Genomic DNA, 21,905 nt, shown 5'->3' with positions numbered 1-21,905 from the left:
AGAGGCACATGTTCGGGATGTCTGTGTTCCAGTCGGTGCTGGAGCGGCTGAAGGCCGAGGAAACCGAGGAAGGCGCCGCTCGCGAGGAGCCGTTGCCGCGCGCGAGCATACTTGGCCTTAATGCCGGCTTTGCCGGCAACCTCACGTCATCTGGCATGGCCGACAGCGGCGCCGTACGGCGCGCCTATTTCGATACGGCAAGCGAGGACATGCTCGCCCCGCCGAAACCGGCACCTGAGCCCGTCATGCCGGATCATCTTTGCCGCATTCGCCCCGAGCAGATTGCCTCTGACCTCGGGTTGACGGACATGGAAACCGCAAGTGGCCTGACGGACAAGCGCCGGCGCTTCGCCGCCGAAAACCACCCGGACCGCCATCATCCGGATTTCCGAGGCAATGCAACCGTCCGCATGAAGATCGCCAACATGCTGATCGACGAAGCGCAGAAGCGGTTATGCCTCATGCAACGGAACTGAAGATCAAACAGGATCGTCCGTCTTGGTCTCTTCGACAACGTCGGCCTTTGGCTTGAAGAAGATGATCAAGACACAACCGACATATGCCGAGACCGCCAGGAAGATCATCCCCCAGGTGTTTTCACCCTGCCAGAATTCGAACGCCGTCCACACCACACAGAAGGCAACGATCAACAGCCGAACCCAGAGTGGCCGGTAGAACGGATGGTCCGGGTCGATGAACTTGATCATACAAAACGTCCTTGACGGGTTGGGCGCGGTTTTAGCGGCCGCGACAATGATAACAGCTTTATGTCCAAAAGGACGGTTGCCGCAATAGGAGCACCGGTTTAACCGCTTGACGGCAGCGCCGCAAATAGAATAAAAATTCTGAAAATAATAATCATTGCTTTTTCATTCCGATCCCGAGCGCGCCGGAGGAGGCACGCCTGGACCGGAAGTGAGCGGCGGGAGAGAGACAACGGCGCCGGCCCCAGCAAAGCTGAGTTGCCGGACGCCTAAAATCAAATCAAACGCCCGAGCAAAGCCGACTTCCACAACGCCTGTCCGGAGTGAGCGTCATCACTTCGTCCCTTCGCGGCGATCCGCCGCCCGTCAAAAAGAGATGTAACATGACTGTCAGATTTGGTCTTCTCGGCGCCGGCCGCATCGGCAAGGTTCACGCCAAGGCCGTCAGCGGCAACCCCGATGCAGTTCTTGTCGCCGTGGCAGACGCCTTCCCGGCCGCCGCCGAAGCCATCGCCAAGGCCTATGGTTGCGACGTCCGCACGATCGAAGCGATCGAAAAGGCTTCGGATATCGACGCAGTGGTGATCTGCACGCCGACGGACACCCATGCCGACCTGATCGAACGCTTCGCCCGCGCCGGCAAGGCGATCTTCTGCGAAAAGCCGATCGATCTCGACGTCGGTCGCGTCCGCGAATGCATGAAGGTGGTCGAAGAGACCAAGGGCAAGCTGATGGTCGGCTTCAACCGCCGCTTCGATCCGCATTTCACGGCCGTCCGCAAGGCGATCGACGACGGCAAGATCGGTGCAGTTGAAATGGTGACGATCATCTCGCGCGATCCGGGCGCCCCGCCGGTCGACTATATCAAGCGCTCCGGCGGCATCTTCCGCGACATGACCATCCACGACTTCGACATGGCCCGCTTCCTGCTTGGTGAGGAACCGGTTGCCGTTACCGCGCACGCCTCCGTTCTCGTCGATCCGGAAATCGGCAAGGCCGGCGACTATGACAGCGTTTCCGTCATCCTCGAAACCGCTTCCGGCAAGCAGGCGATCATCTCGAATTCCCGCCGAGCCACCTATGGCTACGACCAACGCATCGAAGTTCACGGTTCCAAGGGCGTCGTCTCGGCCGAGAACCAGCGGGCAGTATCGATCGAGATCGCCAATGGCGACGGCTATACCCGCCCGCCGCTGCATGATTTCTTCATGACGCGCTACACCGAAGCCTATGCCAACGAGATCGCCGGCTTCATTTCTGCGATCGAAAAAGGCACGAAGATCACCCCTTCTGGCGCCGACGGACTAGCAGCACTGGCACTGGCCGACGCCGCGGTGAAATCCGTCGCGGAAAAGCGTCAGATTCGCATCGAGGCATAAACGATACCTGATCCATGAACAAAGGCCGGGTTTTCCCCCGGCCTTTTGTTTTGACTGCAGTCTCCGCGACAAGGCGCCACAACCTTCTCAGGAGGAGTCCTCTCCCGCCGGAAGCGGCCGAAACGCTGCGATATCATGGTCCATATCGGTCAATGCCCGGTCGAGATGACCGTCGAAGACCAGTTTCTGCTCGTCGAAAATGACTGAAATTGCCGGCCGCCCCTGCAGGCGCACCTGGTGCGACTGCTCAAGGCCTTCGTCGATGCCCCTCTTCAGCAGATCGAAATAGCGCGTTCCCGGCCCGGTGATGAAGATCGGCATGTGTTCGTGCAGGCTGAGGACGCGGGAAAGGCCATTGCCGAGCGCGATGCCCGCTTGCCGGAAGGCATAACCCGCCATCCGGTTTCCCTGCCGCGCGCTCGTGGCAATCTTGTCCATTTCGGCGAGTGGTACGAACTTCGCCGGGATCGTATCGGGCGGAACCTCGAATGCCGTGCGCAGGATACCGTAGAAACCCGCGGAAGCCTCGATGCAGCCATACGAGCCGCAGCGGCAGAGACAGCCATTGGCCGCATGCAGCATGTGCCCGAAGTTGGGGGCTGTCACCTCGAGCTCGCCAAACCGATCCTTGCGGGCAATGCCGAGCCCGATGCTGTGGCCGAGCGACAGGGCCGCAAGCGCGCGGAACGCCCCTGCCTCCGCGGTATCCGCCTTCATCCCCAGTGCCTGCGCGACCAGCAAGGTCTCGTTGTTTACCGTGACCTTGGCGCGCCATTCCGGCTGCAACAGACAGGCGAAATCAATCTGCTCGCCGCCGAAGACCGGTGACCATAAAAGCCGCCTGCCGTCGGCATCGACCGTTCCCTTGCTGCTGATCGAAACGGCAAGAATCTGCGATTTGTCCAGATGCGATCGATTGATCAGCCGCGCCAGCGCATCGAGAAACCCGTCAGCGAAATGCTTCGTTCCGGCAATCTTGCCACTGCGCGCATCCTCGAAGCGGTCGATCAGGCGCCCCGAATAATCGACGAGCGAATATTGGACGACATCCGAGGAGATCCGCACCGCAATCAGATAGCCGCTGTCGCGGCGCTGCGCAAACAGCACGCGTGGACGACCCCGGCCGGAATGCGCCTGCTGCTCCGCCTTTTCGATGACGTCGGCCCGCTCCAGCTCGGCAGTGATCGCCGAAACGGTCGCCGAAGCCAGCCCAGTCTGTTCGGAAATGTCCGTGTGGGACAGCGGTCCCATGCGCCTGAGCGCCGCCAGCACGAGTGCGCTGTTCTGCTGACGCACCAATTCGGTGCTCGACTTCGTCAGCATCGCGCATCCCTGTTACTACTGCTCAATTTCACAAACACATGCTCCTCCCAAAGCATCTGTCCGGTGCAACAGCCTTTGTCAAAGCCTTGTTGACAGCCCCAAAAAACTCTGACATCTATTTTCTCGACTGTCGAGAAAAAACTCTTTTGGGTTGGCGACAGGCATATTGGCTGGTCGGGGGCCGTGCGGGAGGTTCGCACGGACGGCCAGCGGCCATTTGGGAGGACTTCATGAAATCAGTTTTGAAACTGATGGCAGGCGTTGCCATCATCGCATCCATGCATTCCGCTGCCATCGCCAAGGACCTGGTGGTCGGCGTTTCCTGGTCGAACTTCCAGGAAGAGCGTTGGAAAACCGACGAGGCAGCGATCAAGGCCGCGCTTGAAGCATCCGGCGACAAATACATCTCCGCCGACGCGCAGGCTTCCGCCGCCAAGCAGCTGACCGACATCGAGTCGCTAATCGCACAGGGCGCCAATGCCATCATCGTTCTGGCCCAGGATAGCGAAGCCATCGGCCCGGCGATCGAGAAGGCCGCCGCCGAAGGCATCCCGGTCGTCGGTTACGACCGCCTGATCGAAAATCCGGCTGCCTACTACATCACCTTCGACAACAAGGAAGTCGGCCGCATGCAGGCCGCCGAAGTGTTCAAGGTGAAGCCGGAAGGCAACTACGTCTTCATCAAGGGTGCATCGACCGATCCGAACGCCGACTTCCTGTTCTCCGGACAGATGGAAGTGCTGAAGGAAGCCATGGACGCCGGCAAGATCAAGAATGTCGGCGAAGCCTATACCGACGGCTGGAAGCCTGAAGTAGCGCAGAAGAACATGGAGCAGTTCCTCACCGCCAACGACAACAAGGTCGACGGCGTGGTTTCCTCCAACGACGGCATGGCCGGCGGTGTGGTCGCGGCTCTTGAGGCCCAGGGTCTCGCAGGCTCGGTCCCGGTTTCCGGCCAGGACGGCGACAAGGCCGCTCTGAACCGCGTTGCGCTCGGCACGCAGACCGTATCGGTCTGGAAGGACTCGCGTGAACTCGGCAAGAAGGCCGGCGAAATCGCCGTTGCGCTTGCCGGCGGCGCTGCCATGGATGCCATCGAAGGCACGGTCAAGTTCTCCGGCGGCCCGAAGGGCGTCGAGATGAACTCCTACTTCATCGCGCCGCAGCCGATCACCAAGGACAACCTCAACGTCGTCATCGACGCCGGCTGGATTTCCAAGGAAGAAACCTGCCAGGGCGTCAAGGCCGGAACCGTTGCCGTCTGCAACTGATCCGATCCTGGACATATAAGGTCCCGTCAAAAGCGCCGCAGCGTACATCGTTGCGGCGCTTCTCCGATGTCCGGAACATTGAACGACAAGAAAAAGGGGGAGTATTCAGGAAATGGCAAACACCACCATTGCCGCGCCTTCCAGCAGCGTACGCCAAACACAGGGCACGGCCTTGCAGCGATTTCTGCAGGCGACGGAAATAGACACACGACTTCTCGGCATGATCGCGGCCCTGCTGATCATCTGGCTCGGCTTCCAGATTTCGACAGGCGGACTTTTCAGCGGGCTGTTCCTGACGCCGCGCAATCTCTGGAACCTCACGGTTCAGGCCGCGTCAGTATCGGTCATGGCGACGGGCATGGTGCTCGTCATCGTCACCCGCAACATCGACCTTTCTGTCGGCTCGATCCTCGGCTTCGTTGGCATGATCATGGCAATCACCCAGGCCAAGATCCTGCCGCCTCTGATAGGCTTCGACCATCCCGCCACCTGGATCATTGCGCTCACTGTTGGCATCTTGCTCGGAACCGCCATCGGCGCGTTTCAGGGCATGATCGTCGCCTTCCTCAACGTGCCCTCCTTCATCGTCACGCTCGGTGGACTGCTGGTTTGGCGCGCGGGCGCCTTCCTGGTCATCAGCGGCGCAACTGTGGCACCGATGGATACGACGTTCCGCCTGATGGGCGGCGGCGCGGAAGGGTCGATCGGCGCCACCGCGAGCTGGATCGTCGGCGTCGTCGCCTGCCTCTTCATCGTCGCGTCGATCATCAATTCGCGCAAGCAGCGCAAGCGCTTCGGCTTCCCGCTGCGGCCAATGTGGGCGGAATATTTCCTCTCGGTCGTCGGCTGCGTCATGGTGCTCTGTGCCGTCTGGGTGCTGAACAGCTACTACATGCCGATCAATCTCGCCAAGAAATTTGCCGAGGCTCGCAACATCCCCTGGCCTGAAGGCGGCCTGCAGATTCCGCTCGGCATAGCCATTCCGGTCCTGATGGCCGTGGGTATCGCCATTGCCATGAGCTTCCTCACCACCCGCACCCGCTTCGGCCGCTATGTCTTCGCCATCGGCGGCAATCCGGAAGCGGCCGAACTCGCCGGCATCAAGACCCGCTGGGTCACCGTGCGCATCTTCGCATTGATGGGCGCACTCTGCGCCATCGCCGCAGCGATCTCCACCGCCCGCCTCAACGCCGCCACCAATGCGCAGGGCACACTCGATGAGCTCTATACGATCGCTGCGGCCGTCATCGGCGGCACGTCGCTTGCCGGCGGCATGGGAACGATCGCAGGGGCCGTTCTCGGCGCGATCGTTATGCAGTCGCTGCAATCGGGCATGGTGCTTCTGCGTGTCGATACCCCGCTGCAGAGCATCGTCATCGGCATCGTGCTGGTCATGGCCGTCTGGCTGGATACCGTTTATCGCGGTCGAGCCAAGTAAGAGGAGTTCGAACAATGACGGAACAACGCACTCCCCTCGTGGAAATGAAGAACATTTCCATCTCCTTCGGCGGCATCCATGCTGTCGATAACGCCTCGGTCGATCTTTACCCGGGCGAAGTCGTGGCCTTGCTCGGCCATAACGGCGCCGGCAAATCGACGCTGATCAAGATCCTGTCGGGCGCCTACAAGCGCGACGCCGGAGAAATCCTGATCAACGGCGAGCCGGTCCATATCAGCAACCCGCGCGACGCCAAGAAATACGGCATCGAGACGATTTACCAGACGCTCGCCGTCGCCGACAATGTCGATGCCGCTGCCAACCTCTATCTCGGCCGCGAGCTCAGAACCCCCTGGGGCACACTGGACGACGTCGCTATGGAAGCCAAGGCTCGCGAAGTGATGGGGCGGCTCAACCCCAACTTCCGCCGCTTCAAGGAGCCGGTGAAGGCGCTATCGGGCGGTCAACGACAGTCGGTGGCGATCGCCCGCGCCATTCTGTTCGACGCCCGCATCCTGATCATGGACGAGCCTACGGCAGCACTTGGGCCACAGGAAACGGCGCAGGTCGGCGAGTTGATCAAGCAATTGAAGCGCGAAGGCATCGGCATCTTCCTGATCAGCCACGACATCCACGACGTCTTCGATCTCGCCGATCGCGTCTCGGTGATGAAGAACGGCCAGGTCGTCGGCCACGCCCGCACGGAAGACGTCACCAAGGACGAAGTGCTCGGCATGATCATCCTCGGCAAGTGCCCGCCCAAAGCCATCCCCGGCCCGGGCGCGATGCAGACGGCGTGAGTTTCGCCTTTTTGTGAAAGTAAAATGCCGCGCTCGAAGGCGCGGCATTTTTCGTCATCTCATCCAGCCCTCACCGATAACATGCGGCAAACTCGGGATTTTCCTTTCAAAGCTGTGCATTGACCATTGATGCGCAGCATTTCCTGGGCTATGAACCGCTCACAGCCTGCTTCGGCGGTCTCAAACCGCCGCGGATGCACCCGTAGCTCAGCTGGATAGAGTGTTGGATTCCGATTCCAAAGGTCACAGGTTCGAATCCTGTCGGGTGCGCCATTTTTCTCGCTCGCCACATAAAGCTGGACTCGCGTCATTGTACTTGGAGTTTTATCAAGTCCACTGCCGCCAAACCGAGAACTCATTTCTCCTTTGCCTGGACTCCTCACCGCGAGGTGAAACAGCACCCGGACTCTGACAGCAGTCAATCAACAAGATCGGGACCAGGATCCATGCCATCGCTACGATCGCCACCGACCACGGCGTCGGGGCCGAGGCCTTGAGGCTGTGCGTAGGTTGTGTTGTTTGAGGCGGTGCTTGTGCATCCTGAAAGTGTCCAAAGCGCCATTGCCACGACGGCAAAAAGAGGTTTCAAAGTCATCGATAATCTCCTTGGAAGCTAAGGTGCGCGGATCCACTGCGTACCATTTTAAGTTGAACTAAACACACACACCACTTCGCTCAACGCGAGCCGTTCAAGCCTCGCTACCGGGCTAGCCGTTGGCAAGAACGCTCACGGCATTCGCATAAATGATGGTATCCGCCCGGCTGTTGGAAGCGCAGGAAAGAAAGACGAGGAGCACCGCTCCCGCTAAAACTGTAAATCCGTTGGTCATCGCAAAATCCGATCCGCAAACATGGATCAATTTCATCCTTCGCCGAACAGCGGGTGTCTGACTTGGGCCGATCTGTGGGCTAAGTTTGGAGCCGCGTCTATTGTCCTTTAGGGAAGCGATGATGAAATCGGTTTCCTTTCCCCTTCAACACAGCGCATCAGCGGCAGCGCTGCATGTACGGACCGTCGTTTGAGCGGACGGTCTCAATCCCGGGAGGAACACTGAAGCGCACTGTTGATGGCCGCGACCAGAGATTCCGCCGGGAATGGCTTGTGAAGATATGCGATACACCCGGCATTGAGCGCTTCGCGTTCGAGCGTCTCGTCGTCCACCGCAGTAATGAAGATGACCGGAAGGTTTATGCCGGAGTGCTTCATCTGATGCCATAGGTCGATCCCCGACATGCCGCCGAGATGGATATCAAGGATGATGCAGCGGATCACGCTTGTCTGTGCATGGTTGAGAAACGCTTCAGCCGACGAGTATCCTTCGGTCAGAAAGCCATTCGCGTTCAACAGTCGCTCGACGCTTCTGAGCATGCTCGGATCATCGTCGATCACAGCGACGGTATCAGGTGAGTTTTCCAACGGATCCCTTTCCGGGACCGACGGCGTAGCCGACCCCTTGGGCGACGATCCTATGGCGAGTACCGAACGGTGGCTATTGTCCTTTGGTGAAGGTGTCGCTTCTAAGGCCGCGGATGATCCTCTGAGGAATCGACAAGTCCCAACCTCTCAGCAATCGATACGGTTTCGGCCAGGGACCGTGCACCGATCTTCTCCATGAGATTATGGCGATGCGCCTTGACCGTTCTTTCCGACGTACCCAGGTCATGGGCGATCTGCTTGTTGAGCTTGCCGCGAACAATCAGCCGCAGAACTTCGAACTCACGCGGGGTCAGGCTTTCAAGGCGCCTTCGGGAGGCGTGGATCCGGTCAAGCTCGTCGCGCCGTGAGGCTGCGCGATGCAATGCATGGGCGATGGCGTCAAGGAGGGTCTCGCCCGTTGCTGGCTTCTCCAGGAAATCGTCAGCGCCGGCTTTCATCGCCTGAACGCTCGCCTTCACGTCGCCATGGCCGGTCAGAAACACGATCGGCAGCAACGGGGCCATTTCAGCGAGCTTGTCCTGGAGAGCCAGCCCGCTCAAGCCCGGCATGTCGAGATCAAGCAAGATGCATCCGGGCGCTGAGGCCGGTAGTTGAGCAAGAAACTCCTCCCCCGACGCGTAAAGGGAGATGCTGTATCCCGACGCCGACAGCAGCCGTCCCACCGCGGTTCTGAAGGATTGGTCGTCATCGACGATATGGATGATCGGGTCCATGCCAGTTCAGCCAGTTCGCGCTAGCGGCAGTACGACACGAAAAACAGCTCCGCCTTCACTGCGGTTAGACGCCAGGATTCTGCCGCCATAGGTTTCGACAATTGTCCGGGCGATTGAAAGGCCGAGACCGGTTCCTGTGGCCTTCGTCGTATAGAACGGCTCGAAGATCGTTGCGAGCTTGTCATCAGGGATGCCATGGCCGGAATCGGAGATCAACAGCTCCGCCTTTGCATCCTTCGTCAACCGTGTCTCAAGCGTGAGTTTTCGTTCCCTGCCTGCTACCTCCAGCATTGCGTCCATCGCGTTGGTCGCAATGTTGAGAACAACCTGCTGGACATGAACCTTGTCAGCTCGCACCGGCAGCGCTCCCGGCGCGCGGCTGGTGCTGACGACAACTCCCCTGCGCATGGCTTCTCCCTGGAGGATCTTGATGGCTGTTGTGATCAGCTCATTCAGGTCGAACTCCTGCCAGTCGATCTCGCCTCGTTTCTTGAGAAGCCCCCGCATGCGGGAGATGATGTCATGCGCGCGCTGATCGTCCTCCTGGATATCGACAAGGATCTGCTCGATTAGTTTCATGTCCGGGCTGACGGACCTGAGTACGATCGAGGCGGCCTCGGCATTGCTGCGAATGGCCCCGAGCGGTTGGTTCAGTTCGTGGGCAATCGAAGCCGAGAGAGCCCCCGCTGTCGCGGACTGGTTAAGGTGGATCACCTCAAGCAGGCGATGGTGCGACTGTATTTCTGCCGCGTGCCGGCGGCGGCGTTCCAGAAGCAGCACGGTGATCACAATGCTCTGCAAGGCAACGACAGCGGCCGCGACGAGTGCGGCAAGCCAGTGCTGCTCCAGAAAACTCGGCTGCCTGAACATCTGGACCGTACCGGGCGGCAGGTCCTTCTCGGACAAACCCCATCGCTCAAGTTGCCTCGCATCTGCGACGTTGAAGTGAGGAGCCTGAACATGCGCGATCGGTTTGCCAGCGAGGGCATCGAGAGTGAGATCGGCGACGGTGGTTCCCAGCGACTCGAATGTCACGACGTTTCCACCGACGATCCCATAGTCGATATAGGTGGGGTACGGACCATAGATGGGCGCGGTCGCAGTCGCTGCGATCTGCCTGACCGCTTCGCGTGGAATGAAGTTGCGGCCGCTGCTATCCTTGAAGATCGTCAGTGCAAGCACGATGCTGTCAGAAGGAAACCTGGCGGCCGCGGCGACAAACTCTTCGATCGTCAGGTTTTCCAGGTATCTGGTCTGATAGTTCCTCGAGAAATCTGCAAGATCGGTTCGCGCCGTCTCCAGCCACCACCGATCGAACTCAGACGACCCTCCGATAATATAGAGATGGCGTGCATCGGGCTGAAGGCGTCGGGCCAGTTCTGCGGTCTTGAGGATATTGAACTCGGTAAATGCTCCGATCACGTCGCCTGGAAGGTTCATCCTGCGGGCGGTAGACCTGTTGAAGCCGGCCGCGATGATCTGCGCGTCTTTCGCAAGCGACTCGCGGTGGGTCACAACGAACCTTGCCGACTGTTCACCAAGGGCGATCACCACATCAGGACGATGATCCGCGTATTTCGTCGATAGAAACTGCGCCATGCGGTCAATGTGACGATCCTCGGGAAAGCGCGAAAGATCAAGGAACTCGGAGAATAGATCAATCTTTCCACCCGTGGATTCGAGGAGCCGCGCTCTCACCGCCTCGCCGGCTGCAGTCGTGGCGGCTATCCGCTCGTCATAGGGATACAGGACGAGCACGCGCGGGACGCGGCCGACAATGGCCTGGCTCGCCGCCGCCGTAGAGGAAAATGCCACGAGAAGAAGGAGGTATAGTCCCACCCCCTTGATCGGCCAGCGTGATCGCCTGTTCCAGTTACGCAGAACGCCCATCACTTCCCCCCCGAAAAGGTAGGTGCAACCTATCAAAGCAACATTGCTAATACAACCAATACTTTAACGTTCAAGTGGATCGGAAAGGCAGCGGTTTGCCCAAAGGTACAATATCCCTGCGGCCTGACGTTCGATAGCCTGCGCGCCATGGGTGGCCTTCGCGCATACGACTGACGCTCAGTTAAGAAGCGCCATCGACCCTCGAAGGGCGTTCACGTCACGGCACTGCTTTTTTTGTTTCGTTCAATTCCAGATGGACATGCGCCGGAAGGCGCTGAGACGCATTTTTTTTGTCGTGCGCCCGGCGATCCCGGTCGGCCCAAAACCTCAAGGGAGGAATTCACAATGAATTTCCGCGTTATTTACGGGTGGGGAGCCTTGGCGGCTTCGACGTTTCTGGTGGGGGCTGTGTCCCCGGTGCAAGCGCAATCGCCGACCAAACCCAACATTCTCTTCATCGTGTCGGATGATACGGGCTACGGCGATCTCGGACCTTATGGCGGTGGTGTCGGCCGCGGCATGCCGACCCCGAACATCGACAAGCTGGCGGACGAGGGCATGACCTTCTTTTCGTTCTACGCCCAGCCGAGCTGTACGCCCGGCCGTGCCGCCATGCAGACCGGGCGCATTCCGAACCGCAGCGGCATGACGACGGTGGCCTTCCAGGGCCAGGGTGGCGGCCTGCCTGCAGCCGAATGGACGCTGGCGTCGGTGCTGAAGCGCGGCGGCTACCATACCTATTTCACAGGCAAATGGCATCTTGGCGAGGCAGACTACGCGCTGCCGATCGCGCAGGGCTACGACGAGATGAAATATGCCGGCCTCTATCATCTCAACGCCTACACCTATGCCGATCCGACCTGGTTCCCTGACATGGACCCCGAACTGCGGGCCATGTTCCAGAAGGTGACGAAAGGCTCCCTTTCGGGCAAGGCCGGCGGCGAGGTGAAGGAAGACTTCAAGATCAACGGCCAGTACGTCGACACGCCGGTGATCGACGGCAAGGAAGGTGTTGTCGGCATCCCGTTCTTCGACGGCTATGTCGAAAAGGCAGCGATCGAATTCCTCGACACGGCTTCGAAAACGCCGGACGAGCCGTTCTTCATCAACGTCAACTTCATGAAGGTGCATCAGCCGAACCTGCCGGCACCCGAATTCCAGCACAAGTCCCTGTCGAAGAGCAAATATGCCGACTCGGTCGTGGAGCTCGACACCCGCATCGGCCGGATCATGGACAAGCTGCGTGAAACCGGAATGGACAAGAACACGCTGGTTTTCTACACAACCGACAACGGGGCCTGGCAGGATGTCTATCCGGACGCCGGGTACACCCCCTTTCGCGGCACCAAGGGCACCTTGCGCGAGGGCGGCAATCGCGTTCCCGCGATCGCCGTGTGGCCCGGCAAGATCAAGCCTGACGTCAAGAACCATGAAATTCTCGGCGGTCTCGACCTGATGGCGACCTTTGCCGCGGCCGGCGGGGTCCCGCTACCCGACAAGGACCGCGAAGACAAGCCCATCATCTTCGACAGCTTCGACATGACGCCGGTGCTGACGGGCAGCGGCCCATCACCACGCAAGTCCTGGTTCTACTTTACCGAAAACGAGCTCTCACCCGGTGCGATCCGCGTCAAGAACTACAAGTTCGCGTTCAATCTCCGTGGCGATAACGGAGCCTCGACCGGTGGATTGGCCGTCGATGCCAACCTCGGCTGGAAGGGTGAGGAGAAGTATGTGGCCACGGTACCGCAGGTCTTCGATTTGTGGCAGGACCCGCAGGAACGTTACGACATTTTCATGAACAACTTCACCGAGCGGACCTGGATGGGCGTGGTCATGGGTGAGGAACTGAAGAAGATCATGGCCACATACGTGCAGTATCCACCGCGCAAGCTGCAAAGCATGGGCTACACGGGTCCGCTCACACTTTCGAACTATGAGCGGTTCCAATGGGTTCGGGACACCCTGGCGAAGGAAGGTGTAAACCTTCCGATGCCGACCGGCAACTGAGCCTCGCGCGGCGGCTCGGGTTCTGCCGGGGCCGCCATCTTCCAGACGGGCAATTTGACCTTCGCAAGGAACCTTTGGAGGACACCACAATGTTGGCAGTTCATGATTTCCTCAAATCGGCGCGCGACGGAGCGCTGGCTGTTGCCGCGGCGCTTCTCCTTGCCACTTCGGCGCAGGCTGAGAGCGACGCACTGCCATCGTGGAACGACACTGCCCCGAAGGCGGCCATCGTCGCCTTCGTTGAAAAGGTCACCACGGAAAACACGCCCGATTTTGTCCCCGAACCGGAGCGCATCGCCGTGTTCGACAATGACGGGACGCTGTGGACCGAGCATCCGATGTACGTGCAACTCGCCTTCGCGCTCGACCGCGTCAGGGCGGAGGCTCCGTCCCATCCCGAGTGGAAGGACATGCAGCCGTTCAAGGCAGTGCTCGAGAATGACATGAAGACGCTTGCCGCAGCCGGTGAAAAGGGGCTGCTGGAACTGATCCTGACGACCCATAGCGGGATGACCAGTGACGAGTTCCAGAAGATCGCGTCAGACTGGATCGCCACGGCGCGCGATCCGAAGTTCAAGAAACCTTATACCGAACTCGTCTATCAGCCGATGCTCGAACTGCTCTCCTATCTGCGCGCCAACGGCTTCAAGACGTTCATCGTCTCCGGCGGCGGAGTCGAGTTCGTGCGTCCCTGGGCCGAACAGGTTTACGGCATCCCGCCAGAGCAGGTCATCGGGTCGACCATCAAGACCCAGTTCGAGATGCGAGACGGCGTGCCGACCCTGTTCCGCCTGCTACAGATCGACTTCATCGATGACAAGGCAGGCAAGCCAGTTGCGATCAACCAGTATATCAGCCGCCGACCGATCGCTGCCTTCGGCAACTCCGACGGCGACCTTGAAATGCTCCAGTGGACCACGATGGGCGGCACGACACCCCGTTTCGGCCTGGTCGTTCATCACACCGACGCGGAGCGGGAATACGCATATGACCGCCAGAGCGCGTTCGGCCGACTCGACAAGGCACTGGATGCGGCCGCCGTGAACCAATGGACGGTGGTCGACATGAAGGCAGACTGGAAGCGGATCTTTCCTGAGAAGTAAGTAGCATCGCATGGTTGGAAATCGGGTGAGAGCGTGGGTGACGACAGCGGCTACAGCGGCAAGATGCGTGTTCTCACCGATGCGCACGGCAACATGCCGTCCTGCGGCTGTCTTGATGCTCTGTCTGTGCTTGCTGGCATTTTCTGCCGTGATTGCGGCCGATGCCCATGCCTCCAACCATGATAGCCGGATCAGAATTCACGATGGCTTTGTCGACGAGAAGACCTGCTCATCCTGTCACGCCGACCAGGCGGCCGCGTTCGCCAAGTCCCATCATGCCAAGGCGATGGCTGTTGCCGATGACAAGACGGTGCTTGGCAACTTCAACAATGTCCAATTCGATCACGATGGCGTTGTCACGACCTTTTCCCGCCGGGACCGTCGCTTCTTCGTCAGCACCGAAGGGCCGGACGGCAAACTAACCGACTTCGAGGTGAAGTACACGTTTGCCTATGAACCTTTGCAGCAGTATCTGATCGATCTCGGTGGCGGCAGATTGCAGGCTCTCGACATCGCCTGGGACACGCAGAAGCAGGAATGGTTCTGGCTCGGCGAAGGCAGTGCGAAAAAGCCAGGCTCGACGTTTCATTGGACAGGCCCGTTCTATCGTTGGAACCGCACCTGCATCGACTGTCATTCCACCGATCCCCAGACCAACTTCCGACCGCAGACGAAAGACTACGAATCGTCCTATGTCGCGACCAGCATCAGCTGCCAGTCCTGTCATGGCGGCGGTGCAAAACATGTCGAATGGGCGAGAGCCAAACTCGCGAATGCGTCAACGGCAGCAGTGGCAGGGCTCGGCCTGTCGAAGGTCGATGCGAACACTTGCTTCGCCTGCCACGCGCGACGCACCAGGCTTGTCGATGGCTATCAGCCGGGAGGATCCTTCCTCGACCATTTTTCCCCGGCGTTGCTGCGCAGTGATCTTTACTTCCCCGACGGGCAGATTCTGGACGAGGTGTTCGAATACGGCTCTTTCCAGCAGAGCAAGATGGCAAAAGCAGGCGTGACCTGCTTCGACTGCCACCGTCCACATGAGGGCAGCGTCAAGGCGGTTGGAAATGCGCTATGCACCCAATGCCACACGGAGATCGCCCCAGAGCGCTTTGCAGACAACGATCCGAGCGGCGCATTCGACACCCCGGCACATACCCATCATCCTAGAGGCTCCACTGGCGCGCTTTGCGCCAACTGCCACATGCCCGAGCGGACCTACATGAAGGTCGACCCTCGGCGTGACCATTCCTTCGTGATCCCGCGCCCCGACCTTTCGGATAGGTACGGAACGCCGAACGCCTGCACGTCATGCCATGAGAACAAAACGAACGTCTGGGCCTCGGAGACCCTGGACGAATGGTTTGGCACAGGCTGGCGTAAACGCCCGACGATTGCGCATGCATTTGGGGCAGCGGCGCAGAACGACCCGGCCTCGATCGAGGCCCTGCGCAAACTTATCGCAGCCCCGGAGCAAGCAGGCATCGTCAAGGGAAGCGCCATTGCCGAGATGAGCCGGATCGGCGCGGCAGAAGTCGTCGCAGACGTAAAGGCGGCGGCGGAAAGCACCGATCCGCTCGTGCGTCTGGGGGCTGCTGAGGCGGCCGGCAGCCTACCCCCTGAGTATCGGCTCGAGGCCATCGGCGGGCTTGTTGGCGACGAGACGCGTGCGGTCCGGGTGGCTGCCGCCAGGGCTCTCGGACGCACTCAGTCGCTGGACTTCCTCGGCGATCAGCGGCGTGACTTCGATGCCGCCGTGGCTGATTTGAAAGCCTATGTTCAGGCTAACGCCGATGTAGCCGAGATACAGAGCAGTTACGGAACGTTTCTGCTTGAACAGGGGCATCCGGACGAGGCGGAAAAGGCGCTCGGCAAGGCGATTGACCTTGATCCCGCCCTTCCAGGGGCGCGCATCAACCTTGCCGAACTCTACCGCGCCACCGGAGACAACGCGAAATCCGAACAGACCTACGCCGAGGCGGTCACGGCCAATCCGGATCGCGCCGACCTCCGCTACGGGCATGGCCTGTCTCTTGTCCGCCAGAAGGCAACGGAGGACGCGATACGAGAATTGGAGGCGGCCGTGCGCCTGGATCCGGGCAATTCGAGATACAGGACAACGGCAGCAATCGCCCTGGATTCTGTCGGCCGAATGGAGGACGCATTTGGGCTGTTCGAACCGGCCCTTGCAGATGGTGCAACGGACCCCAATCTGCTCGGCACGGCCATTCGGATCGGGCTGAAACTCCGCCGCTATGCCGAGACGCTCCGATTTGCGAAGGCGCTGGCCCGTCTGCAGCCGGATGATCCCCAGATCGCAGAGCTCGTCCGGCGATTACAGGTCGCAGTTCAGGACGGCAAATGAGCAACGGACCATGCTTTGTTGCGCGGGTGGCTTGCTTTTCCAAAGAGTGTGCAGACGCCCGTCACCGATGTTCCGATGGCGACGCCGACCTTTTGGACTTCGTCCAGACGCCTGTGCATTGAACGAACAACCGTGGCGGCGAGCACTCGTAGTTGTATTTTGACGGCCACAAACCGCTTCACGATCACCCAGCGTCTCCTTCAGATGGGCGACGAGGACGCTGTGGAACGGAGGCGTGACGGACACCCATTTCAGCCGCGTCCAGTAGAAGCAGTGCAAGAGCGCGGCACTTGCTACGATGGCGAGCTGCTGGGGGTAGTCCAGTTTCTGTCGCTCCCCGAGGTGGGTCACCAGGCTATAGAAAATCGGAAACACCATCCAGAACAGGATGAAGGCCGCAGCCGTCTGGGCAGCGAGAAGGACTGCGTAGAACCATGGTGCCGACAACTCCGATCCCGCCTTCAAGTTCGCGTCTCCCAACGTCGTCGTGCTGCCGACCTGATCTGCATGATATGGCTGAAACGCCTTTCCGACATCCAAGTCGGTATGGATCAAAACGCTTTGGTCCATACCGCTAGTCGTCATTGTGCTACTGCGCGGCACCACTCTTCAGAACTCCAACGAGCACCTTCCCGTCCGTGAAATACGGATCGCCACCACCATTGCGACCGACCTTGGTTGCGCCGATGCCGGCGCGCTCGTAGGTTAGGGAAATCTGTCTGATGTTCCGCAGGTCGCCCATGACCAATTCCCGTTCGCTGTCGAGGTCGGGGCCGATGTGATGGGTGATCTGACCTGTGTCGTGGCTGAAGCCGACGCCTCGATCAAAGCTTGCTGATCCGAGCCAGAGCGGAACGCCGTCGGCATCAGGGGCTACCATCCAGAAACGCACATGGTGGCGTTCATCGGCGCTCTTGCCCACGGGCTTTTCGAAGGCCAGATCCTGTTTGCGCCCCTCGAACAGCAGCGCACTCACCGGGGCATCGAGGTCCGGCCGATCGAGCACGACACTCAACCCGATTTCGACCGACGAAAGCAAGGTGATCTTGTCGGCTGGATCCCAGCCCGCCGCGGCAAAGGCGCGGATCACCTGCTGCTTCGAGCCGACGAGCCCGACATTGATCGGATCGCCTGGAATATCCTGTTCGGTGGTCGTGACCATCTTGCTCAGATCGGGGACGAGGTTGCGATCACGAAAGATCCAGAGCTCGGGCATGATGAAATAGCAGACAAGCAGGTAGACGATCAGCAGGGCGGCGGCAAATATTGCCGCCACCCTCGTCCTGCGTCTGCGAGGAATGGCTCTATCGAGAGGCACGCCGTTCACCGCTTGGCGTTCAGTAGCACGGCGGATACGGATAATAACCGCATGCAGGGGGATCGTACGGCCGATACCCAGATGCGGCGGCCGCTCCGACGACGGCCCCCGCCGCCACCGCCGCGCCATAGCCTGCAGCAGGGTGGGCGTACCAGCCGCCATGCCAGGCGGCTCCCCGCACGCCGACGCCGCCAACGACCCCGACGCGGCCCATTCCAGCTCGGGCCACGAACATGTCAATGAAGAGCGAAGCAGGCCCGCTGGCCTTGGTGAGTTCGCCTTCGAGCACGGTGACATCAAATGTCAGCGTGCCGCCTTCCAGCTTCGGCTTGGTCAATACAACGACCGCATCCTCGATCGCCGACCCATCGCTGTTCAGCACCGAGATGGTCGCGTTCGGTGGGTCGACCGCAAAACTGTCCGTACCCTCGTCCCATTCCTTGATGAATTCGGCGGTAAGCACGTGCCCGGCCGATCTCACCGGGCGGTCTGCGAACACGATGGAGACGACGGACATGTCGGTCATAGTCAGCTTGCCGTTGGCCAGTGTCGCGCCTCCGGAATTGAGGACGGCCAGCGAGGGCACCATTTTCGATTTTGTCCCGCCGATGGTTTTCTGTGCAGGCGCGCTGATCGCGTCTTGTGACAGTGCCGACCCGGTTAAGGACAGCAGGCCTGCTGCCATTGCAAGGATGCGAATATCGAATTTCCGAACCATGAGGGATCTCCCGGTTTGCCCTTCTGCGGGCGTTTCGCTACTTCAACAGTCAAGATTCACGACCTGAACCGCCGGAACCACTCCTCGCCCACTCCGATCGCAAAGAGACGGTCCGGAGAGATCACAAACATCGTGGATCGGAGGTCTTTCGCCACATGGGGAGGTTGGCGCTCAACGCCCCCATCTTGGTCTGGCGATATAGCTCGCGTCATGCCGAGCCGCAGGAAACCTCCACCAGCCACGTCGAGTTGCCGGACAACACCCGAACTGCCTGCGTCGTCATGGCACGAGTTCGATCTCGCTCGGCCGCCACGCCTTGGTGAAGAACGGCTCAAGCGGGCTGTAGAGGCGCAGGAGCGTAAACCAGCCCTTTTTGGGGTCGGTCTGGATCCAGTTTCCCCGTGCGACGCCATCGGGTTGGGTCGGGCCGAAGTAGATGGTCGTGGTGCCGTCTGCGGCGGCCTCAGCGGCGGGCGACGGAAAGCTCTGGCTGCCGGCGCGCGGATACCGCTGCGGCGTGTCGAGCATCGAGCGGGTCATGTTGTCGTAGAGCGTGAACGACCAGAAATTCTCTTCCGGAATGCCCTTCGGCAGCGTCACCTTGTAGGTCTTGGCACCGTCAAAGAAGTTCTTGTCGGCATCCGTCATGGCAAACAGATACTGCGACCCGATCCCGGTCAGGCGCATCGCCATGCCGGGCGTGATGCCGGTGACGCCGTAGAAGAAATTGGTGCGCGCATCCATGGTGCGATAGCCGGTGGCTGGATATGGCTTGACACCCTCGGGCGTTATTTCTGGAATCGGCGTCTCGAACTCGTAGCCGGTCTGGAACAAGTAGTTCATCCAGGCTGAGTTGGGATAATAGAACCAGCTCGGATCGCGCGAACTCATGAACAGGGTGCGCGAAGTTGCATTGGCGACCGAGAGTGCTTCGGTCATGATCTTCTTCATCCGCTCGTCGGGCGCGAAGGGCTTGCCCTTGACGATGCCGATGGCCGCGACCGGACCCATCAGCTCGGGGTCGAGCGAAGTGGCCGGTTCCGTTTGTACGATCTCGTTGAGCATCTCGTAGAAGCTCCGATCGTTCGGCGGAAGGGTGTTCATCACCTTGCCGCTTCCGTTGTGAAACACCGTCGGCGGAGGAGAAGTGATCTTGCCGAGCTTCACCTTCCCAGCCAGGAAGTCGGCGACAGGAGTGCCAACACCGCCGACTTCGTACGGGTAGACCTTGGTGAACTTTTTGATCGTTTCGACCGCCGGCTTGGGATCGCTGCGATTTGCGAGAAATGATCGGCCAAACCAGAGGATGGTATTGGTCCGGGAGCGCGCGACAAAGAACCCTCCCGCCGGCAGTGGTCCGGTGTAGTCGGGTCCCACGATCAGATATTTGCCACCTTGCCCGCGATCGGGGCCGGGCGCGCCAATGTCAACCAGCCAGCGGAACCATGCATCCTGCACCGTGCCAAGAAAGTCGGGCGGCGTTTCCAGAACCACCGGCCCCTTGGTGAGATCGAGAAAGCCCATGACGTAGATCGTATCGGCGTTCGCGGTCAGGAACAACGACTTGGCATCCATCAACTCTTCGAAAACGATGACTTCGTTGTCCTTCATGCCGATGCTCATCATGCCCCGGCGCAGCGAGGCGATGCTGACGCCTCGCATGTTGTCCATGAACGCACGGTAGGCGTAGGTGAAGTCGAGGTTGTCGTAGAGTTTCTCGGCCGTCGCTTTGCTTGGTACGCCGTCCTTGAACTCGAGCGTACCGATGCGAGACTCGACCTTGTCCGGGGTGATCAGCATCGGCGGGATCTCAGAGGCGGTCTGCCCGATGGCTGGTACCGACAGCATTGCGCAGGCGGCAACGGATGCGAGAAGTCCGGATAGGTGCCTCATGGTATCGTCTCCCGTTTGGTTGGTGTAACGCGCGCACTGGCGCTGATGGCAGATCATCGGCATGCCGGAATGGATCGTGACAGGACCCCAGGCGCGACTGTGGGCTGGAACCCAAAAAGAGCAAGTATGTTACTGTAACATACGGCGTTGCAAGGCAGACTGCGCACGGCTGACGGTGAAGGGCGTGGGCCGCCTGACAGGCACGACCGCGGCGTTGTCGAGCGCCAGCTTCAGATCCGGCAACTATGCTCCGGTCACCGTAAGATCCAGAGCTCCGGCATCACCAGGTAGCAGACGAGCATGTAAGGAGATGAGCACGGCGGCGGCAGATATCGCCGCCATTCTCATCTTTCGTCCGCGATGCGCCGACTTGTCCGGAGGCACGAGATAGCCTGTCTGCTATTTCACAAGACCGAGGTTCACGAGCTGGACGCGCCGATTGTCGGCCGCTTTCGGATTGGCCGGATCGACGGGCCATTCCTCTCCGACGCCGATCGCGAACAGCCGGTGGGGCGCGATGGCGAACGTCGTCGACAGCGCCTCCGTAATCGCGTTCGCCCGCTTCTGGCTGAGGTCCAGATTGTGCTTGGCTTCGCCCGTTGAGCTCGTGTGTCCGACGACGAGGAACTTGTAGCGCCGCAGGTTCGGATGATGCAGGGCGTCGGCGATCAGGCCGACGGTGCGATAGGATTTCGGTTCGATGGCGATGGAGTCGTTCTCGAAGTCGATCTCGACGATGAGCTGCGACAGCTTCGAAAGTTTCTGCCAGTCAGGAAGCGCAGCGACGCCCTTGCCTGCACTCGCCGCCGCTTCCTCCACAAGCACCGCGATGTCGATGGCGGGAGCCGCCCGCTCCACTCGGTCGAGCGTGCGCACCAGCTGCGCGCCGCTCAGTTCCTGCGAGAATGAAAGACCGGGTGCCAGCAGCAGTCCGGCGGCAAACATCGTTCCAAGTCGAAAGCTCTTCATGATCCTGTTTCCCTTCAACATCGTTCAACGCCATCCGGCATCTGTGATGACCTGGCCGCACTGGCCTTCCTTCACGCGCTTCGCCTTGTTCAGGCAGGAGAGGACATTGCCCTCGCCTTTCACGCCGCTGCAGAACTGGGCGACGTCATGCTTGCAGATCGCGGTGAACGACGACTGTGCGGCGAGACGTTGCTTGATGGATGCCGACACGCTCGACAGCGTCGCCGTGCACGTCGGCGAATCTTTCCCGCTATGTTCCTCGAGGCAGTTCTGGATGCGGCCGTTTCCGAGGTTCAGGCCCTTGCAGAACTTCTTGATGTCGGATCCGCAGTCGGTGGCGAGCGTGCTCACCGCGTCGGCGAAGCTGATCGTGTCGGCGCGGGCCGCGCCCGTCAGTGCGAGGAACGCGACCAGCGCTCCTCCTATCAGTCTGGTTCTCGTCGACATGCTAACCCCCATCGTGAACGGTTGATCTTCGGGGACGTTCCCCGCAGTCATCCGTTGCGCTTTCAGGGCGCAAAGGGAAGTATGTTACGGTTACATCGGCCGTAGCATACGGCGTTCAACGCGCCGCAG

General features: G+C 60.2%; 20 protein-coding genes and 1 tRNA gene. 9 read left to right on the top strand and 12 right to left on the bottom strand.

What is annotated here, in order from left to right; all coding sequences use genetic code 11:
* Nucleotides 1-8: 8 nt before the first annotated feature.
* Nucleotides 9-476 carry a hypothetical protein gene (locus ACSQ2W_RS13295; protein ID WP_436086660.1) on the top strand — a complete coding sequence of 156 codons (468 nt, stop codon included), beginning with the start codon at nt 9-11 and terminating at the stop codon, nt 474-476.
* A gap of 3 nt (nt 477-479) precedes the next feature.
* On the opposite strand, the gene ACSQ2W_RS13290 is transcribed toward ACSQ2W_RS13295, so the two are convergent.
* On the bottom strand, nt 480-707 hold the full coding sequence (locus ACSQ2W_RS13290) for a hypothetical protein (RefSeq protein WP_436086659.1): 228 nt from the start codon (nt 705-707) through the stop codon (nt 480-482).
* A gap of 380 nt (nt 708-1,087) precedes the next feature.
* Here ACSQ2W_RS13290 and iolG point away from each other — a divergent pair, with 380 nt between their 5' ends.
* Nucleotides 1,088-2,083, top strand: a complete 996-nt coding sequence (gene iolG, locus ACSQ2W_RS13285) for an inositol 2-dehydrogenase (protein WP_436086658.1) — start codon at nt 1,088-1,090, stop codon at nt 2,081-2,083.
* Nucleotides 2,084-2,170: 87 nt separating this feature from the next.
* Here the strand turns inward: iolG and ACSQ2W_RS13280 are convergent, their stop codons facing one another.
* Entirely contained in the window at nt 2,171-3,406 is a 1,236-nt protein-coding gene (locus tag ACSQ2W_RS13280; RefSeq protein WP_436086657.1) for an ROK family protein, read from the bottom strand.
* Between the two features lie 230 nt (nt 3,407-3,636).
* Here ACSQ2W_RS13280 and xylF point away from each other — a divergent pair, with 230 nt between their 5' ends.
* The 4 genes from xylF to ACSQ2W_RS13260 all read left to right on the top strand — a co-directional run bounded on the left by xylF (nt 3,637) and on the right by ACSQ2W_RS13260 (nt 7,188).
* On the top strand, nt 3,637-4,677 hold the full coding sequence (gene xylF / locus ACSQ2W_RS13275; protein WP_113005738.1) for a D-xylose ABC transporter substrate-binding protein: 1,041 nt from the start codon (nt 3,637-3,639) through the stop codon (nt 4,675-4,677).
* A gap of 112 nt (nt 4,678-4,789) precedes the next feature.
* Entirely contained in the window at nt 4,790-6,115 is a 1,326-nt protein-coding gene (locus ACSQ2W_RS13270) for a sugar ABC transporter permease (RefSeq protein WP_113005737.1), read from the top strand.
* Between the two features lie 14 nt (nt 6,116-6,129).
* Complete coding sequence (locus tag ACSQ2W_RS13265; RefSeq protein ID WP_026203528.1) at nt 6,130-6,915, top strand: ATP-binding cassette domain-containing protein; 786 nt, start codon at nt 6,130-6,132, stop codon at nt 6,913-6,915.
* A 196-nt stretch (nt 6,916-7,111) separates the two neighbouring features.
* Nucleotides 7,112-7,188 (top strand) — tRNA-Arg (locus tag ACSQ2W_RS13260).
* 145 nt (nt 7,189-7,333) lie between these two features.
* On the opposite strand, the gene ACSQ2W_RS13255 is transcribed toward ACSQ2W_RS13260, so the two are convergent.
* From ACSQ2W_RS13255 to ACSQ2W_RS13240, 4 genes are all read right to left on the bottom strand, one after another.
* Nucleotides 7,334-7,510 carry a hypothetical protein gene (locus ACSQ2W_RS13255; RefSeq protein WP_436086656.1) on the bottom strand — a complete coding sequence of 59 codons (177 nt, stop codon included), beginning with the start codon at nt 7,508-7,510 and terminating at the stop codon, nt 7,334-7,336.
* A 438-nt stretch (nt 7,511-7,948) separates the two neighbouring features.
* Nucleotides 7,949-8,332 (bottom strand): response regulator transcription factor, encoded by a 384-nt coding sequence (locus ACSQ2W_RS13250; RefSeq protein WP_436086655.1) that lies wholly within the window; start codon nt 8,330-8,332, stop codon nt 7,949-7,951.
* A 101-nt stretch (nt 8,333-8,433) separates the two neighbouring features.
* Nucleotides 8,434-9,066: a response regulator transcription factor gene (locus ACSQ2W_RS13245; protein WP_436086654.1), complete on the bottom strand. Its 633-nt coding sequence runs from the start codon at nt 9,064-9,066 to the stop codon at nt 8,434-8,436.
* 6 nt (nt 9,067-9,072) lie between these two features.
* Nucleotides 9,073-10,956 (bottom strand): sensor histidine kinase, encoded by a 1,884-nt coding sequence (locus ACSQ2W_RS13240; RefSeq protein ID WP_436086653.1) that lies wholly within the window; start codon nt 10,954-10,956, stop codon nt 9,073-9,075.
* A 345-nt stretch (nt 10,957-11,301) separates the two neighbouring features.
* Here ACSQ2W_RS13240 and ACSQ2W_RS13235 point away from each other — a divergent pair, with 345 nt between their 5' ends.
* The 3 genes from ACSQ2W_RS13235 to ACSQ2W_RS13225 all read left to right on the top strand — a co-directional run bounded on the left by ACSQ2W_RS13235 (nt 11,302) and on the right by ACSQ2W_RS13225 (nt 16,431).
* Nucleotides 11,302-12,966 carry an arylsulfatase gene (locus tag ACSQ2W_RS13235; protein ID WP_436086652.1) on the top strand — a complete coding sequence of 555 codons (1,665 nt, stop codon included), beginning with the start codon at nt 11,302-11,304 and terminating at the stop codon, nt 12,964-12,966.
* A gap of 89 nt (nt 12,967-13,055) precedes the next feature.
* Nucleotides 13,056-14,069 (top strand): HAD family hydrolase, encoded by a 1,014-nt coding sequence (locus ACSQ2W_RS13230; RefSeq protein ID WP_436086651.1) that lies wholly within the window; start codon nt 13,056-13,058, stop codon nt 14,067-14,069.
* A gap of 115 nt (nt 14,070-14,184) precedes the next feature.
* Complete coding sequence (locus tag ACSQ2W_RS13225; RefSeq protein ID WP_436086650.1) at nt 14,185-16,431, top strand: tetratricopeptide repeat protein; 2,247 nt, start codon at nt 14,185-14,187, stop codon at nt 16,429-16,431.
* On the opposite strand, the gene ACSQ2W_RS13220 is transcribed toward ACSQ2W_RS13225, so the two are convergent.
* The 6 genes from ACSQ2W_RS13220 to ACSQ2W_RS13195 form a co-directional block, all read right to left on the bottom strand.
* Nucleotides 16,402-17,001, bottom strand: coding sequence for a hypothetical protein (locus tag ACSQ2W_RS13220; RefSeq protein ID WP_436086649.1), 600 nt, complete (start codon nt 16,999-17,001; stop codon nt 16,402-16,404). The genes ACSQ2W_RS13225 and ACSQ2W_RS13220 overlap by 30 nt on opposite strands.
* A 19-nt stretch (nt 17,002-17,020) precedes the next feature.
* Nucleotides 17,021-17,647 carry an LssY C-terminal domain-containing protein gene (locus tag ACSQ2W_RS13215; RefSeq protein ID WP_436087778.1) on the bottom strand — a complete coding sequence of 209 codons (627 nt, stop codon included), beginning with the start codon at nt 17,645-17,647 and terminating at the stop codon, nt 17,021-17,023.
* 121 nt (nt 17,648-17,768) lie between these two features.
* Complete coding sequence (locus ACSQ2W_RS13210; protein ID WP_436086648.1) at nt 17,769-18,467, bottom strand: hypothetical protein; 699 nt, start codon at nt 18,465-18,467, stop codon at nt 17,769-17,771.
* Nucleotides 18,468-18,746: 279 nt separating this feature from the next.
* Nucleotides 18,747-20,360, bottom strand: a complete 1,614-nt coding sequence (locus ACSQ2W_RS13205; RefSeq protein ID WP_436086647.1) for a DUF1254 domain-containing protein — start codon at nt 20,358-20,360, stop codon at nt 18,747-18,749.
* A gap of 399 nt (nt 20,361-20,759) precedes the next feature.
* Nucleotides 20,760-21,329, bottom strand: a complete 570-nt coding sequence (locus ACSQ2W_RS13200; RefSeq protein ID WP_436086646.1) for an OmpA family protein — start codon at nt 21,327-21,329, stop codon at nt 20,760-20,762.
* Nucleotides 21,330-21,353: 24 nt separating this feature from the next.
* Complete coding sequence (locus tag ACSQ2W_RS13195) at nt 21,354-21,776, bottom strand: cysteine rich repeat-containing protein (protein ID WP_436086645.1); 423 nt, start codon at nt 21,774-21,776, stop codon at nt 21,354-21,356.
* Nucleotides 21,777-21,905 lie beyond the last annotated feature (129 nt).

This window comes from Pararhizobium sp. LjRoot255 (genome assembly GCF_964252905.1).
Taxonomy (GTDB): domain Bacteria; phylum Pseudomonadota; class Alphaproteobacteria; order Rhizobiales; family Rhizobiaceae; genus Pararhizobium.
This window is presented reverse-complemented; position numbering and strand designations above follow the sequence as displayed.